At 64.6% G+C, this 17127-nt stretch carries 15 protein-coding genes; 10 read left to right on the forward strand and 5 right to left on the reverse strand.

The window, feature by feature from the left end:
* Positions 1-31: 31 nt before the first annotated feature.
* Positions 32-961 carry a transaldolase gene (gene tal, locus EWM63_RS19295; RefSeq protein ID WP_130187989.1) on the reverse strand — a complete coding sequence of 310 codons (930 nt, stop codon included), beginning with the start codon at positions 959-961 and terminating at the stop codon, positions 32-34.
* 187 nt (positions 962-1148) lie between these two features.
* On the opposite strand from tal, the gene EWM63_RS19300 reads away from it, so the two are divergent.
* Positions 1149-2441 (forward strand): D-amino acid dehydrogenase, encoded by a 1293-nt coding sequence (locus EWM63_RS19300; RefSeq protein ID WP_130187990.1) that lies wholly within the window; start codon positions 1149-1151, stop codon positions 2439-2441.
* A gap of 58 nt (positions 2442-2499) precedes the next feature.
* Here the strand turns inward: EWM63_RS19300 and EWM63_RS19305 are convergent, their stop codons facing one another.
* From EWM63_RS19305 to pgi, 4 genes are all read right to left on the reverse strand, one after another.
* Positions 2500-3354 carry an SIS domain-containing protein gene (locus tag EWM63_RS19305; protein WP_130187991.1) on the reverse strand — a complete coding sequence of 285 codons (855 nt, stop codon included), beginning with the start codon at positions 3352-3354 and terminating at the stop codon, positions 2500-2502.
* Between the two features lie 18 nt (positions 3355-3372).
* On the reverse strand, positions 3373-4845 hold the full coding sequence (gene zwf / locus EWM63_RS19310) for a glucose-6-phosphate dehydrogenase (RefSeq protein ID WP_130187992.1): 1473 nt from the start codon (positions 4843-4845) through the stop codon (positions 3373-3375).
* A 137-nt stretch (positions 4846-4982) separates the two neighbouring features.
* On the reverse strand, positions 4983-5897 hold the full coding sequence (locus EWM63_RS19315; RefSeq protein ID WP_130190481.1) for an SMP-30/gluconolactonase/LRE family protein: 915 nt from the start codon (positions 5895-5897) through the stop codon (positions 4983-4985).
* Positions 5898-5908: 11 nt separating this feature from the next.
* A complete protein-coding gene (gene pgi / locus EWM63_RS19320; RefSeq protein WP_130187993.1) occupies positions 5909-7558 on the reverse strand; it encodes a glucose-6-phosphate isomerase in 1650 nt (549 codons plus the stop codon).
* Between the two features lie 210 nt (positions 7559-7768).
* On the opposite strand from pgi, the gene edd reads away from it, so the two are divergent.
* The 9 genes from edd to EWM63_RS19365 all read left to right on the forward strand — a co-directional run bounded on the left by edd (position 7769) and on the right by EWM63_RS19365 (position 17096).
* Positions 7769-9691 (forward strand): phosphogluconate dehydratase, encoded by a 1923-nt coding sequence (edd, locus tag EWM63_RS19325; RefSeq protein WP_130187994.1) that lies wholly within the window; start codon positions 7769-7771, stop codon positions 9689-9691.
* A 3-nt stretch (positions 9692-9694) separates the two neighbouring features.
* Entirely contained in the window at positions 9695-10315 is a 621-nt protein-coding gene (eda, locus tag EWM63_RS19330) for a bifunctional 4-hydroxy-2-oxoglutarate aldolase/2-dehydro-3-deoxy-phosphogluconate aldolase (RefSeq protein ID WP_130187995.1), read from the forward strand.
* Positions 10316-10437: 122 nt separating this feature from the next.
* A complete protein-coding gene (locus EWM63_RS19335; RefSeq protein WP_130187996.1) occupies positions 10438-10893 on the forward strand; it encodes a hypothetical protein in 456 nt (151 codons plus the stop codon).
* 107 nt (positions 10894-11000) lie between these two features.
* Positions 11001-11243: a hypothetical protein gene (locus EWM63_RS19340; RefSeq protein WP_130187997.1), complete on the forward strand. Its 243-nt coding sequence runs from the start codon at positions 11001-11003 to the stop codon at positions 11241-11243.
* A 244-nt stretch (positions 11244-11487) separates the two neighbouring features.
* Complete coding sequence (locus tag EWM63_RS32435; protein ID WP_130187998.1) at positions 11488-12726, forward strand: nidogen-like domain-containing protein; 1239 nt, start codon at positions 11488-11490, stop codon at positions 12724-12726.
* Positions 12727-13094: 368 nt separating this feature from the next.
* Positions 13095-14216 (forward strand): methyl-accepting chemotaxis protein, encoded by a 1122-nt coding sequence (locus EWM63_RS19350; RefSeq protein WP_165390868.1) that lies wholly within the window; start codon positions 13095-13097, stop codon positions 14214-14216.
* Between the two features lie 9 nt (positions 14217-14225).
* Entirely contained in the window at positions 14226-14594 is a 369-nt protein-coding gene (locus EWM63_RS19355; protein ID WP_130188000.1) for a response regulator, read from the forward strand.
* A gap of 58 nt (positions 14595-14652) precedes the next feature.
* Entirely contained in the window at positions 14653-14973 is a 321-nt protein-coding gene (locus EWM63_RS19360) for an STAS domain-containing protein (protein ID WP_130188001.1), read from the forward strand.
* Entirely contained in the window at positions 14970-17096 is a 2127-nt protein-coding gene (locus tag EWM63_RS19365) for a chemotaxis protein CheA (RefSeq protein ID WP_130188002.1), read from the forward strand. Before EWM63_RS19360 ends, EWM63_RS19365 begins: the two co-directional genes overlap by 4 nt.
* Positions 17097-17127 lie beyond the last annotated feature (31 nt).

Consider the following 17127-nt stretch of genomic DNA (forward strand, 5'->3'; position numbering starts at 1 on the left):
CCTTTTCGATAGCGACGGTGCGGCCTGGCGATCAGCGCATGCCGGAAATGATCTGCTTCAGCTTGCCCGAATCGGCGCAGAAGGCACGGATGCCCTCGGCCAGCTTCTCGGTGGCCATCGCATCTTCGTTGAGCATGAAGCGGAAGGTTTTCTCGTCGACGGAAATCTTGGCCATTGCGCCGGCACTGTCGGCGGTGAGCTTGCGCTCGACCGGCTCGTTCGAATCGGCGAGCTTCTGCAGCAGGTCCGGGCTGATGGTCAGCAGGTCGCAGCCGGCCAGTTCCAGGATCTGGCTCGTGTTGCGGAAGCTGGCGCCCATCACTTCGGTCTCGTAGCCGAACTTGCGGAAATAGTTATAGATCTTCTTCACCGACTGCACGCCCGGATCTTCCGCGCCTTCGTACTCGATGCCGGTCTGTTTCTTGTACCAGTCGTAGATGCGACCGACGAACGGCGAGATCAGCTGCACGCCCGCCTCGGCGCAGGCGATGGCCTGCGGCAGCGAGAACAGCAGCGTGAGGTTGGTGTGGATCATTTCCTTTTCCAGGATCTCGGCTGCCTTGATGCCTTCCCAGGTGGACGCGATCTTGATCAGCACGCGCTCGCGGTCAAAGCCGGCGCGCTCGTACAGGTCGATCAGTTCACGGCCCTTGGCCACGTTGGCTTCCACGTCGAACGACAGGCGCGCATCGATCTCGGTGGACACGCGGCCGGAAACGATCTTCAGGATCTCGCCGCCAAAGGCGATCAGCAGCCGGTCGATCACTTCGCCGGTGGAAGCATGCGGATTGTCGCGCACGGCTTTTTCCAGCAGCGGCTTGTACTCATCCTTTTGCACCGCCTTCAGGATCAGCGACGGGTTGGTGGTGGCGTCGCGCGGCGTATAAGCCTTGATCGACTGGAAATCGCCGGTATCGGCAACGACCTTGGTGTACTGCTTGAGCTGTTCGAGTTGATTCATGACTGAGCCAGGCGAATGGGGAAAAAGCGCCATTGTACCGAATAGTCCCCGGCGAATTCGTTTCTCAAAACCGGGGTCAGACCCCGATCTGAGGAAACATTTCCAAAAATCGGGGTCTGACCCCGGTTTTTGGAAATATATAGGCAAGTGGGGTATCCTTGCGCCACCCTGCACATGCCCGTTCAACATGAAACACATCGCAGTCATCGGCGCCGGCGTTACCGGTGTCACCACGGCCTACGCGCTGGCGCGGCGTGGCTTTTCGGTCACAATCGTCGAGCGGCATCGCTATCCGGCGATGGAAACGTCGTATGCCAACGGCGGCCAGTTGTCGGCGTCGCATGCGGAGGTGTGGAATCATCCGTCCACGCTGCGCAAGGGCCTGAAATGGATGACGCAGCCCGATGCGCCGCTGTTGCTGCATCCGGCACCCACGTGGCACAAGGTGTCCTGGCTGGCCAGGTTCGTGGCGGCGATTCCCCGTTACCGCGACAACACGGTGGCGCTGGCGCGCATGGCGGTCGCGGCGCGCGAACACCTGTTCGCGTGGGCGGAGGAAGAGGGCATCGACTTCGACCTGCGCCGTGAAGGCATCCTCCACCTCTACCGCGACAAGGCGGGCTTCGAACACGCGCGGCAGGTGTCGCGCTTGCTGGCCGAAGCGGGGCTGGTCCGCCGGCATGTCACGCCAGCGGAAATGCGCGCCATCGAACCGGCGCTGGGCGGTGATTACTACGGCGGCTGCTACACGGACACGGACAGCAGCGGCGACATCCACCGCTTCACCGCCGGCCTCGCGTCGGCATGCGTGCGCCGCGGCGTGCAATTGCTGTGCGAGCGCGATGTGCTGGCGCTGACGCAGGAAGGACTCGGAGGCGACGGCGGCGTTTCGCTCACGTTGCGACACGGTGGCGAAACGGATGTGCAGCGCTTCGATGCGGTCGTCATCTGCGCCGGCACCGCCAGCCGCGCGCTCGGCAGGATGGCGGGCGACCGGATCGACGTCTATCCCGTCAAGGGCTACTCGATCACCGTGCACCTGGGCGATGCCGCCAGCCGGGCCGCCGCGCCCACCGTCAGCCTCGTCGACGACGCGCCCAAGCTGGTGGCCAGCCGCTTCGGCGCGGACCGTTTCCGCGTGGCCGGCACCGCCGAATTCAGCGGTTTCGACCGCGATATCCGCCACGACCGCATCCGGCCCCTGGTCGACTGGGTACACCGCGAATTCCCCGGCGTGCACACGGCGGACGTGAAGCCGTGGGCCGGCCTGCGCCCGATGATGCCGGACCTGCTGCCGAAAGTGGGAAGAGGGAAGGCGCCGCGCGTGTTCTACAACACGGGACACGGGCACCTGGGCTGGACGCTGGCGGCGGCAACGGCGGAGCAGGTGGCAACCGCGATCGGGCAGTCGGCAGGCGGGCCGGCAAAGCATGTTCTTGACCCGGAGGCGAAGAGCTGGGGTCAGACCCGCCGGGTCTGACCCCGGGTGTTGCCGTTGGGGTTGATGAATGCGCCGGCTTGTGGCTCGTACCGAGCAACTACCCGATAAAGGAATCGAATTGCACTTCGAATTCCTGCAGTGCCTTCTGCGCATTCTGCATCTTGCGCCGGAATTCCGGCCCGCGCTGCAAGGCCAGCCCGACCGCCAGCACGTCGATGACGACGAGGTAGGCAAGGCGCGCCGAGATCGGCGTGTAAGGGTCGGTGTTGAAGATCAGGTCGATCGGGATCAGTACGGTGCCCAGGTCGGCCAGCGGCGTGCCGGACGGCGCCAGCACGATCACGTCGGCGCCGCCGTCGCGCGCCAGTTGCGCCGAGCGCACCAGCGCCGGGCTGTTGCCGCGCTGCGAGATGGCCACCAGCGCGTCGCCCTTGCGCAGCAGGGCGGCGGCGATGTTGTGGATGGCCGGATCGGAATAGGCGACAGTGGGCACGCCCGAGCGGAAGAACTTGTGCTGGGCGTCGGCCGCCACGATGCCGGACGTGCCCTGGCCGTAGAACTCGATCTTGTTGGCCAGCGACAGGATATCCAGCGCGCGCTGCACCGGTTCGTGGTGCAGGTTGTTGCGCAGGTCGAGCAGCGTGTTGATCGACCGGCTGCAGATCTTGTTGATCAGGTCCGCCGCGAGATCGTCCTGCGATGGTGCCTCGTTCAGGCCCGGCAGCGCCACGGCCAGGCCCTGCGCCAGTTTCAGCTTGAACTCGTGCCATCCGTCGTAGCCGAGCGTGCGGCAGAACCGCACCACGGTTGGTTCGGACACCTGGGCGCTTTTCGCCAGCGCCGTGATGTTCGAGCTCACCGTGCGCGACGGATTGTCGAGCACGGCCAGTGCCACCTTGCGCTCGGATTTCGACAGCGAATCGAGCTGGGTGCGGATGGAATCAAGCAGCATGCGTCTTTATCCCTCGCCTCAATCCTCTGGCAGCGCTTCTTCGCGCCACTGCAGCCCATCCCGCCCGATCAGCGCGGACGAGGCGGCCGGCCCCCACGTGCCCGACGAATAGGGCAGCGGTGCCGTATCGTCCTGCTCCCAGTTGTTCAGGATCGGCTCGACCCATTCCCAGGCCGCTTCCAGTTCGTCGCCGCGCATGAACAGCGTGAGCTGGCCGCGCAGCACGTCGAGCAGCAGGCGTTCGTAGGCATCCATGCGCGGCGCCTTGAACGATTCGCGGAAATCGAGTTCCAGCTCGGCCGGCTTCAGGCGCATGCCTTCGCCCGGCGTCTTCGCCATCAGGTTCATGCGCAGGCCCTCGTCGGGCTGCAGGCGGATCACCAGCGAATTGGGCTGGAAGCTCGACGTTGGCTGCTGGAAGATCGAGTGCGGAATCTGCTTGAAGCGCACCACGATCTCGGCCAGGCCATCGGCCATGCGCTTGCCGGTGCGCAGGTAGAAGGGCACGCCGGCCCAGCGCCACGTGTCGATCTCCGCCTTCATCGCCACGAAGGTCTCGGTGCGCGATCCTTGCGGCGCGTCCGGCTCGTCGCGGTAGCTCGGCACCGCCTGGCCGTCCACGTGGCCGGCGCGGTACTGGCCACGCACGATATTCTGCGCCAGGGTGGTGGGCGTGAAACGCTTCAGCGAGCGCAGTACTTGCAGCTTGGCGTCGCGCACGGCGTCCGGCGATGTCGATGCCGGCGGTTCCATCGCCACGATGCACAGCAGTTGCAGCAGGTGGTTCTGCAGCATGTCGCGCAGCGCGCCCGACGTGTCGTAATAGCCGATTCGGTTGCCCACGCCCAGCTTTTCGGCGATGGTGATCTGCACGTCCGAGATCCATTCGCGGCGCCACAGCGGCTCGAACAGGATGTTACCGAAGCGCAGCGCCAGCAGGTTCTGCACGGTTTCCTTGCCCAGGTAGTGGTCGATCCGGTAGATCTGCGATTCCTCGAACACTTCGCCCACTTCGCGGTTGATCTGCTTGGCCGAGGCCAGGTCGCGGCCCAGCGGCTTTTCCAGCACCACGCGCGAATCGGGCGTGACCAGGCCGTTTTCCTTCAGGTTGTCGCAGATCTGCGCGAACAGCGCCGGCGGCGTGGCCAGGTAGTACACGCGGGTCAGGCCCGCATCGGTGCGCAGCGCCTCCGCCAGCCCACCGTAGCTGGACGGGTCGCCCGCGTCCACCGCCACGTACACGATGCGGCGCGTGAATTTTTCCCAGTTCTCGGTGGTGACCTTGGGAGTCTTGATATGCGGACGCGACGTGGTGTTGACCATGTCGATGAATTCTTCCGTGGTGTTCTCGTGCCGGCCCACGCAAACGATACGGGCGGTCGGGGGCAGGTCGCCGCACACGTCGCGCGAGAACATCGCAGGGAGCAGCTTGCGCATCGAAAGGTCGCCGCTGCCGCCGAACAGAACCAGGTCAAAATCGGAAAGTGCCATGATGGATAGTGTCTATTGGTCTTGATGAGGCGGCGAATTGCGCACCGCTGAAAGCTTACTACCGGAATTGCAGGATTTGACGAAAATATACTACAAATTCGTCAACCCTGCAGCTTCACGGCAGGCTCATGGATGGCTTATGGACGATAAGCCGGCTGCTCCAGCCCCGCCACCGGCACGCGCACGGACAGCACGCGGCCCGACAGTGGATGCTGCGCCAGTTCCGCCGCCGGGCGCTTGCCGGCGGTGGTGATGTACAGCGTGCGCAGGTCCGTGCCGCCAAACGCCACCATGGTGGGGCAACGCACCGGCAGCGCGATCGCATCGAGCTCTTCGCCGGAGGGCGACAGTTTCACGATGCGCCCGCCTTCGAACATGGCCACCCAGTAATTGCCTTCGCTGTCGACCGCCGCGCCATCGGGCCGGCCGCCATAGCCGTTATCCTTGTCCATCGAGAACTGGCGCAGTTCGCGCCCGTTCGACACGGTGCCGCCCGCCAGGTCGAAGTCGTAGCGCGTGATGCGATGCGACGTCGTGTCGGCGTGGTACATCGTGCGGTTGTCCGGGCTGAATGCGAGGCCATTCGAGTTCGTCATGCCACCGGACCAGGCCAGGCGGACGTGCCCCTTTTCCAGCACGTACATCTCGGCGGCCGGCTGGTCGCGCGGCTCATAGATCGTGCCGACCCAGAAACGCCCCGCCGCATCGGGCTTGCCGTCGTTGAAGCGGGCTTTGCTGCGATCGAACGGCGAGGGCGCAATGTCGGAGATCGCGCCGGCGCCGTTTCCTGCTCCTGTGTCGAGGTGCACGAAGCCGTTGCGGGTGGCGACGACGAGGCCGCCATCGGCATGGCGCGCCAGCGACGACGGTTCGCTCGTCATGATCCATGACGTGTGCGCGCCGCTGCCGTTGCCGCTATCGATGAGCAGCCGGTGTACGGCAAGGCCATCGATGTCCACCCAGTACAGTGCCTGCTCGCCCGCGTGCCACAACGGGCCTTCGCCAACCTGCATTGCGCCATCGAAGGCAACGGTGACGTTACTGTCGTTCATTCGATCGTCGCTCATTCGATCTTCGCTCCCTTGGCCATCACGATCAGCCCGTTCGTGGAACTGTCGTGCGCGGCCGGGTCCACGTCGCCTTCGAGCTCGGCCTGGATTTTCTTCGCCAGCACCTTGCCCAGTTCCACGCCCCACTGGTCGAAGCTGGCGATATCCCACAGCACGCCCTGCACGAACGTCTTGTGTTCGTAGAGCGCGATCAGCGCGCCGAGCGTGGCCGGCGTCAGGTGTTCCATCAGGATCGTGTTCGACGGACGGTTGCCGGGGAACGTGCGGTGCGGTACCAGTTCGTCGATCTTCGCTTCGGGCAGGCCTTGCGCGGTCAGTTCGGCGCGCACTTCCTCGGCCGTCTTGCCCTTCATGAACGCTTCCGATTGTGCGAAGCAGTTGGCCAGCAGCGCATCGTGGTGGCCCGCCAGGTCATGCGTGGGCAGGAGCGCGGCGATGAAGTCGATCGGCACGATGTCGGTGCCCTGGTGCAGCAGCTGGAAATACGCATGCTGCGCATTCGTGCCGCACTCGCCCCACACCACCGGGCAGGTGGCGGTATCGACGGGCTGCCCGCCCTTGGTCACGCGCTTGCCGTTGCTTTCCATGTCCAGCTGCTGCAGGTAGGCGGGGAAGCGGTTCAGGTCCTGGTGGTACGGTGCGATCGACAGCGACGAGGCGCCGATGAATTCCCGGTTCCAGAAACCGATCAATGCCAGCAGTACCGGCATGTTCTGCTCCAGCGGCGCGGTGCGGAAATGCTCGTCCATCTCGTGCGCACCGGCGAGGAACGTTTCAAAGTAGCCGAAGCCCACGGCCAGCGCCACGGACAGGCCGATCGCCGACCATACCGAGTAGCGGCCGCCCACCCAGTCCCAGAACGGGAACATGTTGTCCGGATCGATGCCGAACTTCGTGACCGCTTCGGTATTGGTGGACACGGCCACGAAATGCCGCGCCAGGTCTTCTTCCTTGCCTTCGCACAGGAACCAGCGGCGCGCGGTCTGCGCGTTGAGCATCGTTTCGGCGGTGGTGAAGGTTTTCGAGGCCACGATGAACAGCGTGGTCTCCTGGTTCAGGTTCGTCAGCACCGCATCCATGTCGTGGCCATCCACGTTCGAGACGAAGTGCATCTTCAGGCGCGGGTGTGCATAGGAACGCAGCGCCAGCACGGCCATCTTCGGCCCCAGGTCGGAGCCGCCGATGCCGATGTTGACGATATCGGTGATCGGCTTGCCGCTGTAGCCCAGCCAGTTGCCGTTACGGACGCGGTCCGTGAATGCCTTGATACGGTCGAGCACCGCGTGCACGTCGCCGTTGATATCCTGGCCATCGACGACAAACTGCTTTCCGCGCGGCATACGCAGGGCCGTATGCAGCACGCTGCGTTGTTCGGTAAGATTGATTTTCTCGCCAGAGAACATGGCGTCGCGCTGGCCTTCCACCCCGCGTTCGCGGGCCAGGTCGGTCAGCAATTCCACGGTGCGCTGTGAAATGCGGTTCTTTGAATAGTCGAGGAACAGGCCGGCGGCATCGACCGTCAGCGTGGGAAAACGCTGCGGTTCGGCGGCGAACAAATCGCGCAGGTGCCAGTCCTTGGCATCGGCAGCATGGGATTGCAGGGCCTGGTAGGCGGCGGTGGTGGTAAGCAGTGGCTGGCGCATGGGACTTCTGTGTCAGTTTTGGATAGATGAACTATACAGGAAATGGCGGTAACTTCACTACTAGATGCACTTAAAACGGTAAAATCCGGGCAATCTTCCCTGGGCACCGATGCCTTGTGTCGGGCCATCACTTCGCTCGTAAACCAGCCAGGCAGCACGCCTCAAGCCTTCTGTAGTAAAATTTCGGGAATTCATCGATAAGGAAGCATAATGGCCTTGCACCCAGTCCTCGAACAAGTCACTGCACGGATCATCAAGCGCAGCCGTCCGTCGCGCGGCGCCTACCTGGCGCATCTCGAAGCCGCCCGCATCAAGGGCCGCCCGCAGCGCAGCACGCTCGCCTGCACCAACCTCGCCCATGGCTTTGCCGCATTCCCGCCCAACGACAAGCTGGTCTTGAAGGAAGTGCAAAAGCCGTCCGTGGCGATCGTCTCGGCGTATAACGACATGCTGTCGGCGCACCAGCCGTTCGAGCACTTCCCGCCCATCATCAAGGATGCGGTGCGCGAAGTGGGCGCGGTGGCGCAGTTCGCCGGTGGCGTGCCTGCCATGTGCGACGGGGTAACGCAGGGCCAGCCCGGCATGGAGCTGTCGCTGTTCTCGCGCGACGCCATTGCCATGAGCACCGCGATCGCCATGTCGCACAATATGTTCGACTCGGCGGTGTACCTGGGCGTGTGCGACAAGATCGTGCCGGGCCTGGTGATCGGCGCGCTGCACTTCGGCCACCTGCCGGCCGTGTTCGTACCGGCCGGCCCGATGACGTCCGGCCTGTCGAACAAGGAAAAAGCGGCGATCCGCCAGCGCTACGCGCAGGGCAAGGCCACCCGCGAGGAACTGCTGGAAGGCGAATCGCAGTCGTATCACGGCCCGGGTACCTGTACCTTCTACGGCACCGCGAACAGCAACCAGATGCTGATGGAGGTGATGGGCCTGCACCTGCCGGGCGCCGCCTTCATCACGCCCTACACGGAACTGCGCAACCAGCTCACCGTCGCGGCGGCGCAGCGCGCGGCGCAGATCACGGAACTGGGCAACGAATACATCCCGATCGGCCACGTGGTCGATGAAAAATCGATCGTCAATGCGATCGTGGCGCTGCTCGCCACCGGCGGTTCCACCAACCACACGCTGCACCTGCCGGCCATCGCCCGCGCTGCCGGCATCCTGATCGACTGGGACGATTTCAACGACCTGTCCGCCGTGGTGCCGCTGCTGGCGCGCATCTACCCGAACGGCGAAGCCGACGTGAACCACTTCCACGCGGCCGGCGGCACCGGCTTCGTCATCCGCGAGCTGCTCGATGCCGGCCTGCTGCACGACGACGTGACCACGATCCTCGGCAAGGGCCTGCGCAACCACTGCAAGGAGCCTTTCCTGGCCGAAGGCGGCAAGGGCGTCGTCTTCAAGGATTCGCCGCTCGTGTCGGGCGACGACAAGGTGGTGCGCACCGCCGCCGAGCCGTTCTCGAAGGATGGCGGCATGGTCAAGGTCGAGGGCAACCTGGGCCGCGCGATCATGAAAGTGTCGGCCGTGAAGCCGGAACACCGCGCGGTCGAAGCGCCGGCCCTGGTGTTCAATTCGCAGGAAGATTTCATGGCCGACTACAAGGCCGGCAAGCTCGATCGCGACTTCGTGGCCGTGCTCCGCTTCCAGGGCCCGCGCGCCAATGGCATGCCGGAACTGCACGCGCTGACGCCGGCGCTGGCCAACCTGCAGGATGCCGGCCGCAAGGTGGCGCTGGTGACCGATGGCCGCATGTCCGGCGCGTCGGGCAAGGTGCCGGCGGCGATCCACGTGTCGCCCGAAGTGCTGGCCGGCGGCCCGCTGGGCCTGGTGCGCGACGGCGACATCATCACCGTCGACGCGGTCACCGGCACGTTCGAAGCCCGGGTCCCGGCGGATGTATGGCACAGCCGCGCGCTGGCGCAGGCCGACCTCACGCCGAGCCACATCGGCATGGGCCGCGAACTGTTCTCCATGTTCCGCAACAGCGTGTCGGCAGCGGAAGCGGGGGCGGCCACGTTCCCGCTGCCGTCGCCGATCGATACCACCGTCGAGCTGCATGGCGGTGACGACGTGGGCAATACCGTGCCCGGTTCCGATGAAGATTTCCTTGCCAAGAAAGCGTAAAACATGAACCTGCTCGACATTATGCGTACCTCGGCCGTGATCCCCGTGATCGCGATCGACGATCCCGACCACGCCGTGCCCCTCGCGAAAGCGCTGGTCGCGGGCGGTATCCGCGTGCTGGAAGTCACGCTGCGCACGCAGCATGGCCTGGCCGCCATCCGCGCCATGAGCGAAGTGGAAGGCGCGATCGTCGGCGTGGGCACGCTGACGCAGCCGGAGGAATTCGCCGCGGCGCGCGATGCGGGCGCCGTGTTCGGCGTGTCGCCAGGCTTGACCGATGCGCTGATCGGCGCGGCCAAGTCGTCCGGCCTGCCGCTGCTGCCGGGCGTGATGACGCCGTCCGAAGTGATGAAGGCGCGTGAACAGGGCTTCAAGCAGTTGAAGCTGTTCCCGGCCGTGCCGGCGGGCGGCGTGGGCATGCTGAACGGTATCGGCGGGCCGCTGCCGGATATCACGTTCTGCCCCACGGGCGGCATTTCGCAGGAAAACGCGCCGGCCTTCCTGGCGCTGAAGAACGTGGCCTGCGTGGGCGGTTCGTGGCTCACGCCGAAGGATGCGATGAAGGCGGGCGACTGGGCACACATCACGGCGCTGGCCAAGGCGGCGAGCGCGCTGCGCGGCTGATGTCGTTGTAGTCATGCGAACGAGACGGCGCCCATGGGCGCCGTCCGCATTTCTGCCTGACCGATTGCACAGGCTTGCGAGCGGGGGCTAGAATCAACGCATGCCACTCACACGGAGCGCCGATGACCGATCACCGCGACCTGCCCAACCCCGCCTTCACGCCCGGCGGTATTCCCACTCCCGGCTGGCGCTCCGGTACCGCCTTGCTCGTGGCTGCCATCGCCGCCGCGGCGCTGGTGGTGCTGGCGCTGTTCTTCTGGCGACAGCAATCCGACCCGGCCTTCGCGCCCGGCCCGCTGGGCGTGCGCTACGGCGTGCAGTTGCAGAACGGTCAGATGTTCTACGGCGTATTGCGCGAAGTCGGCCCGCGCCATTTGCAACTTGAAGACGTCTACTACGTGCAGGCATTCACCGCGCCCGATGGCCGGCAGGGCAACCGCGTCGTCAGCCGCCAGAAAAACGACTGGCACGGGCCCCAAACGATGACGATCCCGCTCGACAAGGTGGTCACGATCGAGCAGGTCAGTGGCGCATCGCAACTGGCAAAGCTGATCGAGCAAGATAAAAAAGCGCCCTGAGCAACAATCCGGCGCGTATTCCTTGCGCCAGATCAGGGCACGTTCTCCTTTCGGTTCCTACACTCGGGAATTCAAAAATTTCTCTAGAGCACCCCGAAAGGATTTCCATGTCTTCCACGTTCCGCATCCCATTGCATTCCCTGCGGCTGGCGCTGCCCATTCTCGCGCTCGCGATTGCTGTTGCCTGCGGCGGCCTTGCCTGGCTGCTCACCGTACCGGCCATGTTCCTGCTGGGCCGCTGGTATGGCGATTCACATGGCCGCCGGCCCGAGCCGCATGACAGCACCGGCAATGCCGAGTATGGCATTGGCGCTGCCCTGACCGGCTTTACGCCGGATGGCCGCAAATAAGCGCAAATGTCACACGAATCTCACGCCAATCTCGCGCGAATCCATCCGATCCGCGCGAATCTCACGCAAATGTCACGCATATAAGCCGATAAATAAACGTCACGACAATGAGTGTCGCTATCTGATTACATTTTTGCCATAATTTATTGATAATAATTTCCTGTTGACGGTATGATAATGCGCCGCCGAAGGCTGGCCAGCCGCGCGGCGGCCCGGCGTTTTCAAAACCATCTCAGGGAATACAATGAAAAAATCTCTTATCGCAATGGCGGTGTTCGCGGCCTGCGCATCGGGTACGGCTGCTGCCGATACGCTGCTGTCCGGCCTGGGCGGCGACCGCGGTTTCGGCACTCGCATCATGGAACCGAACGACGACGAATCTTCCGAGCGCCTGGCACTGCCGTTCCAGATCAATTTCTTCGGCAACGCCTACAACAATTACTGGGTCAATAACAACGGCAATATCTCGTTCTCCGGCCCGCTGGAAGATTTCACGCCGGCGCTGTTCCCGATTTCCCAGGCCGCGATGATCGCTCCGTACTGGGCCGACGTGGACACCCGCAACCAGGTGGACAACCTGCCCAATCCGTTCATGAACAACGTCTACCTGGCCAACCCGGACAGCAAGACGGTCGTCGTGACCTGGGATACGGTCGGTTACTACAACCAGCATAACGACAAGCAGAACACTTTCCAGCTCGTGCTGCGTGACCAGTCGGCCACCAGTGGTCGCGCCGGCGATTTCGACATGGAGTTCCGTTATGGCCAGCTGCAGTGGACGACGGGCGATGCGAGCGATGGCAGCAACGGCGTGGGCGGCCAGCCGGCGGTGGCCGGCTGGAATGCCGGCGCTGTCACCAATTCCTACTCGCTGATCGGTTCGGGCACCCAGAACGTGGTGGGCCTGGTCAACGACAGCAATGTGGGCACCGACGGCGTGTGGCGTTTCCAGGTGCGCTCCGAGGAGCTGCCGGGCAGCGCGCCCTATAACCCCATCCTGCCAGGCAATATCGACGACGGTACCGCCGGCTGGGTCTTCGAGAATATCCCGGTCGGTACAGGCACCCCCGTATGGATCGATCCGATCGTTGCCACTGGCTACGACTATGCGATCAGCAACGGTCCGCTCGTCAACGGCGTGACGCTGCTGCCGGGCGTGGGCGATGGCCGTTATGACATCTGGCTGTGGCAAGGCGGCGAATGGCAGCTGTTCGCAGGCGACGTCGCGGGCGGCGAGCACATCGAGTTTGGCCAGTCGGTCGACAAGTTCCGCGTGACGGGCATCGAAACGTCCGCCGAAGTGAACCCGCTCAGCCCGGTCGCCTTCTCCACCGGCCTGTGGTTCGACAGCATCGGCAACGCCACCGTCACGCAGACGGCACTGACGGTGGAAGTTTCCCCGGTACCGGAGCCCGCCACCTATGGCATGCTGGGCGCCGGCCTGGCAGTGCTGGCCATGGCACGCCGCCGTCGCCGCGGCTGATCTTCGCAACATCCTTCAAAAGCCGGCATATTGCCGGCTTTTTAATTTTTCATCGCTTGCATGCCTTTCATGCATTGTGGCGGCCGATATTATTTGACTTAATATCCAGACAGCCCAAAAAAACTCCCTGACGCTTCGTCAATTTCTTAAAAACTTCAATCAAGACAACACGTTAGTACTCATTCAAGCGGTGTCGGATTTATGCGACCGCTTGCAACGAAATATCATGTGTTGTCTTGCGCCGCGGCAATTACCTTGCAATCATATGTTCCGTGCGGTGGTAATCGCATACATGGCGGGATTATCCCGAGCGGGTAATCGCCAAGAATCCTCTTCCACTTTTTGCCGATGAAACGGAGCGACGCGTGATGCGCCAACGCCCCCTGCATTCCTGTTTTCCCCTGATGCTGGCCGGTGCCGCCGCATGTGCCATCGTACCGCTGGCCGACTGGCAGTGGCATGGCTTCGCCATCGCCGCCGCGCTGCTGGCCGCCGGTGGCCTGGCGTTCTTCCACCACCCGGGCGCCGCGCCACAGGCCGACGCCAAGGGCGACGACTACCTGGCGAGCCGCGAGTTCGCCGGGCAGGTGTCCGGCGTGTGGACCTCGCACATTGACGCGTCGCGCACGCAGATGGAAACGGCAGTCGTGTCCCTGGTCGAACGGTTTTCCGGGATCGTGTACCGGCTTGAGCAGGCGCTGGCCGCATCGGGCGCGGCGCGCAACCACGAAGGCGGCAGCATCGTCGAGGTATTCGCCGCCAGCGAAAAGGAATTGCGCTCGCTGCTGGACATGCTGGCCGGCGCGGCCGCCAGCAAGCAGCAGATGCTGCAGAAGATCGAAGGGCTGCAGCAGATCACGACCCAGTTGCAGACGATGGCGGCCGACGTGGCCAGCATCGCAATGCAAACGAACCTGCTGGCACTGAACGCGGCCATCGAGGCGGCGCGCGCCGGCGAGGCGGGGCGCGGCTTCGCCGTCGTCGCCAACGAAGTGCGCATGCTGTCGAACCGTTCGGCGGACGCCGGCAAGCACATCGCGCAGCAGGTCGGCCAGATCAGCGCGGCGATCGGCGCCACCTGCCAGGCGGCGAGCGAGTCGATGCGCGCCGAAGGCCATGCCGTGCAGGCTTCCGAACAGATGATCGGCAGCGTGCTGTCGTCGTTCCGCGGCGTGACCGATGCGCTGGTGCAGTCGTCCGACCTGCTGCAAAAGGAAAGCGCCGGCATCCAGGGCGAGGTGGCCGAGGCGCTTGTGCAACTGCAGTTCCAGGACCGCGTCAGCCAGATCCTGTCGCACGTGCAGCAGAACATCGCGCGCCTGCCGTTCTATCTCGATGAGCAGGAAGCCGCGGGCACGGCACGCCAACTCGACGCGCGCCCGTTGCTGGCCGAGCTGGAAAGCACGTACGCGATGGCCGAAGAACACACGCTTCACCTGGGCGGCGCCAAGCCGGCGCCGCAACAGGAAGACGAAATCACCTTTTTCTAGGAGCTTCACATGGCAAAAACCATCATGGTGGTGGACGATTCGGCATCGATCCGGCAGGTCGTCGGCATCGCACTGCGCCAGGCCGGCTACGACGTGATCGAGGGCTGCGACGGCGCCGATGCACTGGCCAAGCTGACCGGCCAGAAGGTCAACCTGATCATCAGCGACGTCAACATGCCGAACATGGACGGCATCACCTTCGTGCGCGAGCTGAAGACGCGGCCCGCCTACAAATTCACGCCGGTGATGATGCTCACCACCGAGTCGCAGCAGGAAAAGAAGGCGCAGGGCCAGGCGGCCGGCGCGCGTGCCTGGATGGTCAAGCCGTTCAAGCCGGAAGCGCTGCTGGCGGCGGTCCAGAAGCTGGTCATGCCTTAACGCGGCATCGTATCGCTCTCCCGTCGTCCGGCGGGAGAACCAATCCACGGAGAACCACATGAGTATTGGCGTGAGCCAAGGGCCTGTTGCCGCCCTCGCGGTCGAAGGCGAGCTGACGATCTATCGCGCGGCGGAGTTGAAGGACGTGCTGCTGGACGCCGTGCGCGAGCATGCCGCGCCGGTATTCGACCTGTCCGCCGTCACCGAGTTCGACAGCGCAGGCCTGCAGTTGCTGCTGGTGGCGCGGCAGGAAGCCGCGCGCCTGGGCAAGACGCTGCGCGTGCAGGGCGGGAGCGCTGCCGTGCGCGACGTCTTCGCGCTGCTCGGTGTGCCGTTCGCCGGCATCGGGGAAACGACCGTGGAAGGAGCCGTGGCATGAACATGGACCAGGTAATGCAGACCTTCATCGCCGAGAGCCGCGAGCTGCTCGAGCAGATGGAAAACGCGCTGCTGGTGGTGGCGCACGATGGCCCGGATGCCGTCAACGCGATCTTCCGCGCGGCGCACACGATCAAGGGTTCGGCCGGCATGTTCGGCCTCGATGCGGTGGTGGACTTCACGCACGTGGCCGAGAGCGTGCTGGACAAGGTACGCGATGGCGCCGTGGCGGTCGACGACGCCCTGGTGGCGCTGCTGCTGGGCTGCTGCGACCATATCGGCCACCTTGTCGATGCGGTCGAGGCCGGCACGCTGGACGGCGATGAAACGCTGGCCGTGGCAGGTGCGCCCCTCGTGGCCGCGCTGCAGTGTTATCTCGACGGTGAGGCCGCTCCGGCCCGTGCCGCGCCCACCGCCATGACGGTAGCGGACGTGGGCAGCGCCGGGCAGTGGCACATCTCGCTGCGCTTCGGCAGCGACGTGCTGCGCAATGGCATGGACCCGCTGTCGTTTATCCGCTACCTGGGCCAGATGGGCACGATCACGGGCATCGCCACGCTGGCCGATGCGCTGCCGGCGGCGGACGAATTCGATCCGGAATCGTGCTACCTCGGCTTCGAGATCGGTTTCCAGAGCAGCGTGGACAAGGCCGCCATCGACGGCGTGTTCGACTTCGTGCGCGACGATTGCCAGATCCGCATCCTGCCGCCGGAAAACCGCATCACCGAATACCTCGCCTGGCTGGACGAAGTACCCGACGAGCGCGAGCGCCTGGGCGAAATGCTGGTGCGCTGCGGCAGCGTCACGGCGCACGAACTGGAACAGGCGCTGGCCGTGCAGGCCGCCGGCGGCGCCGCCGGCGTACCGCTCGGCGAGATCCTCGTGGGCCAGGGTGCCGTGCTGCCGACCGTCGTCGAAGCCGCGCTGGCAAAACAGCGCCAGGCACCGGAACCGAAGGCCGCGCCGGCGGAAAACCGCTCGATTCGCGTTGACGCGGACAAGCTGGACCGCCTGATCAACCTGGTGGGTGAGCTGATCATCGCTGGCGCCGGCGCCAACCTGATCGCCCGCCGCACCCAGATTCCCGAGCTGCTCGAATGCACGTCCACGCTATCCGGCCTTGTGGAAGAAGTGCGCGACAGCGCGCTGCAACTGCGCATGGTGAAGATCGGCGCCACGTTCAACCGTTTCCAGCGCGTGGTGCACGACGTGTCGCGCGAGATCGGCAAGGATATCCGCCTGCAGGTCTCCGGCGAGGACGCGGAGCTGGACAAGACGGTGGTCGAGAAGATCGGCGACCCGCTGACGCACCTGGTGCGCAACGCGATGGATCATGGCATCGAACCGGCCGACGTGCGCCTGGCGCGCGGCAAGCCGGCCCAGGGCACGGTGGCGCTGAACGCCTACCACGACTCGGGCAGCATCGTCATCGAAGTGTCCGACGACGGCGGCGGCCTGAAACGGGAGCGCATCCTGGCCAAGGCCATCGAACGGGGCCTGGTGGAACCGGGCCGCGTGCTGTCGGACAAGGAAATCTTCGGCCTGATCTTCGAGCCGGGCTTCTCGACGGCGGAACAGGTGACGAACCTGTCCGGCCGCGGCGTGGGCATGGATGTCGTCAAGCGCAACATCGTCGCGCTGCGTGGCAGCGTTGAAATCGCCAGCACGGAAGGGCAGGGCACCACGGTGACCGTGCGCCTGCCGCTGACGCTGGCGATCATCAACGGTTTCCAGGTCGGCGTGGGCAAATCCGTGTTCGTGATCCCGATGGACATGGTCGAGGAATGCGTGGAATTCCGCGACGACCAGGAACGCGATTTCATCGACTTGCGCGGACAGCCGCTGCCGTTCGTGCGGCTGCGCGAACGCTTCGAACTGTCGGGCGCGCCGGTGCGGCGCCAGAGCATCGTCGTCGTGCGCCATGGCAGCCGCAAGGCCGGCCTTGTCGTCGATTCGCTGCTGGGCGAGTTCCAGACCGTGATCAAGCCGCTCGGCAAGGTGTTTGCCGGTGCGCGCTTCCTGTCCGGTTCGTCGATCCTCGGCAACGGCGACGTGGCGCTGATCCTCGACATGGCGGCGCTGCTGACCGGCGTCGAGAGCGAGAGCCACGCAGCGGCAGCATGAATCATCAACCTTTTTTTTCTCAACGCGTTTT

Source organism: Pseudoduganella lutea, from assembly GCF_004209755.1.
Taxonomy (GTDB): Bacteria; Pseudomonadota; Gammaproteobacteria; order Burkholderiales; family Burkholderiaceae_D; genus Rugamonas; species Rugamonas lutea.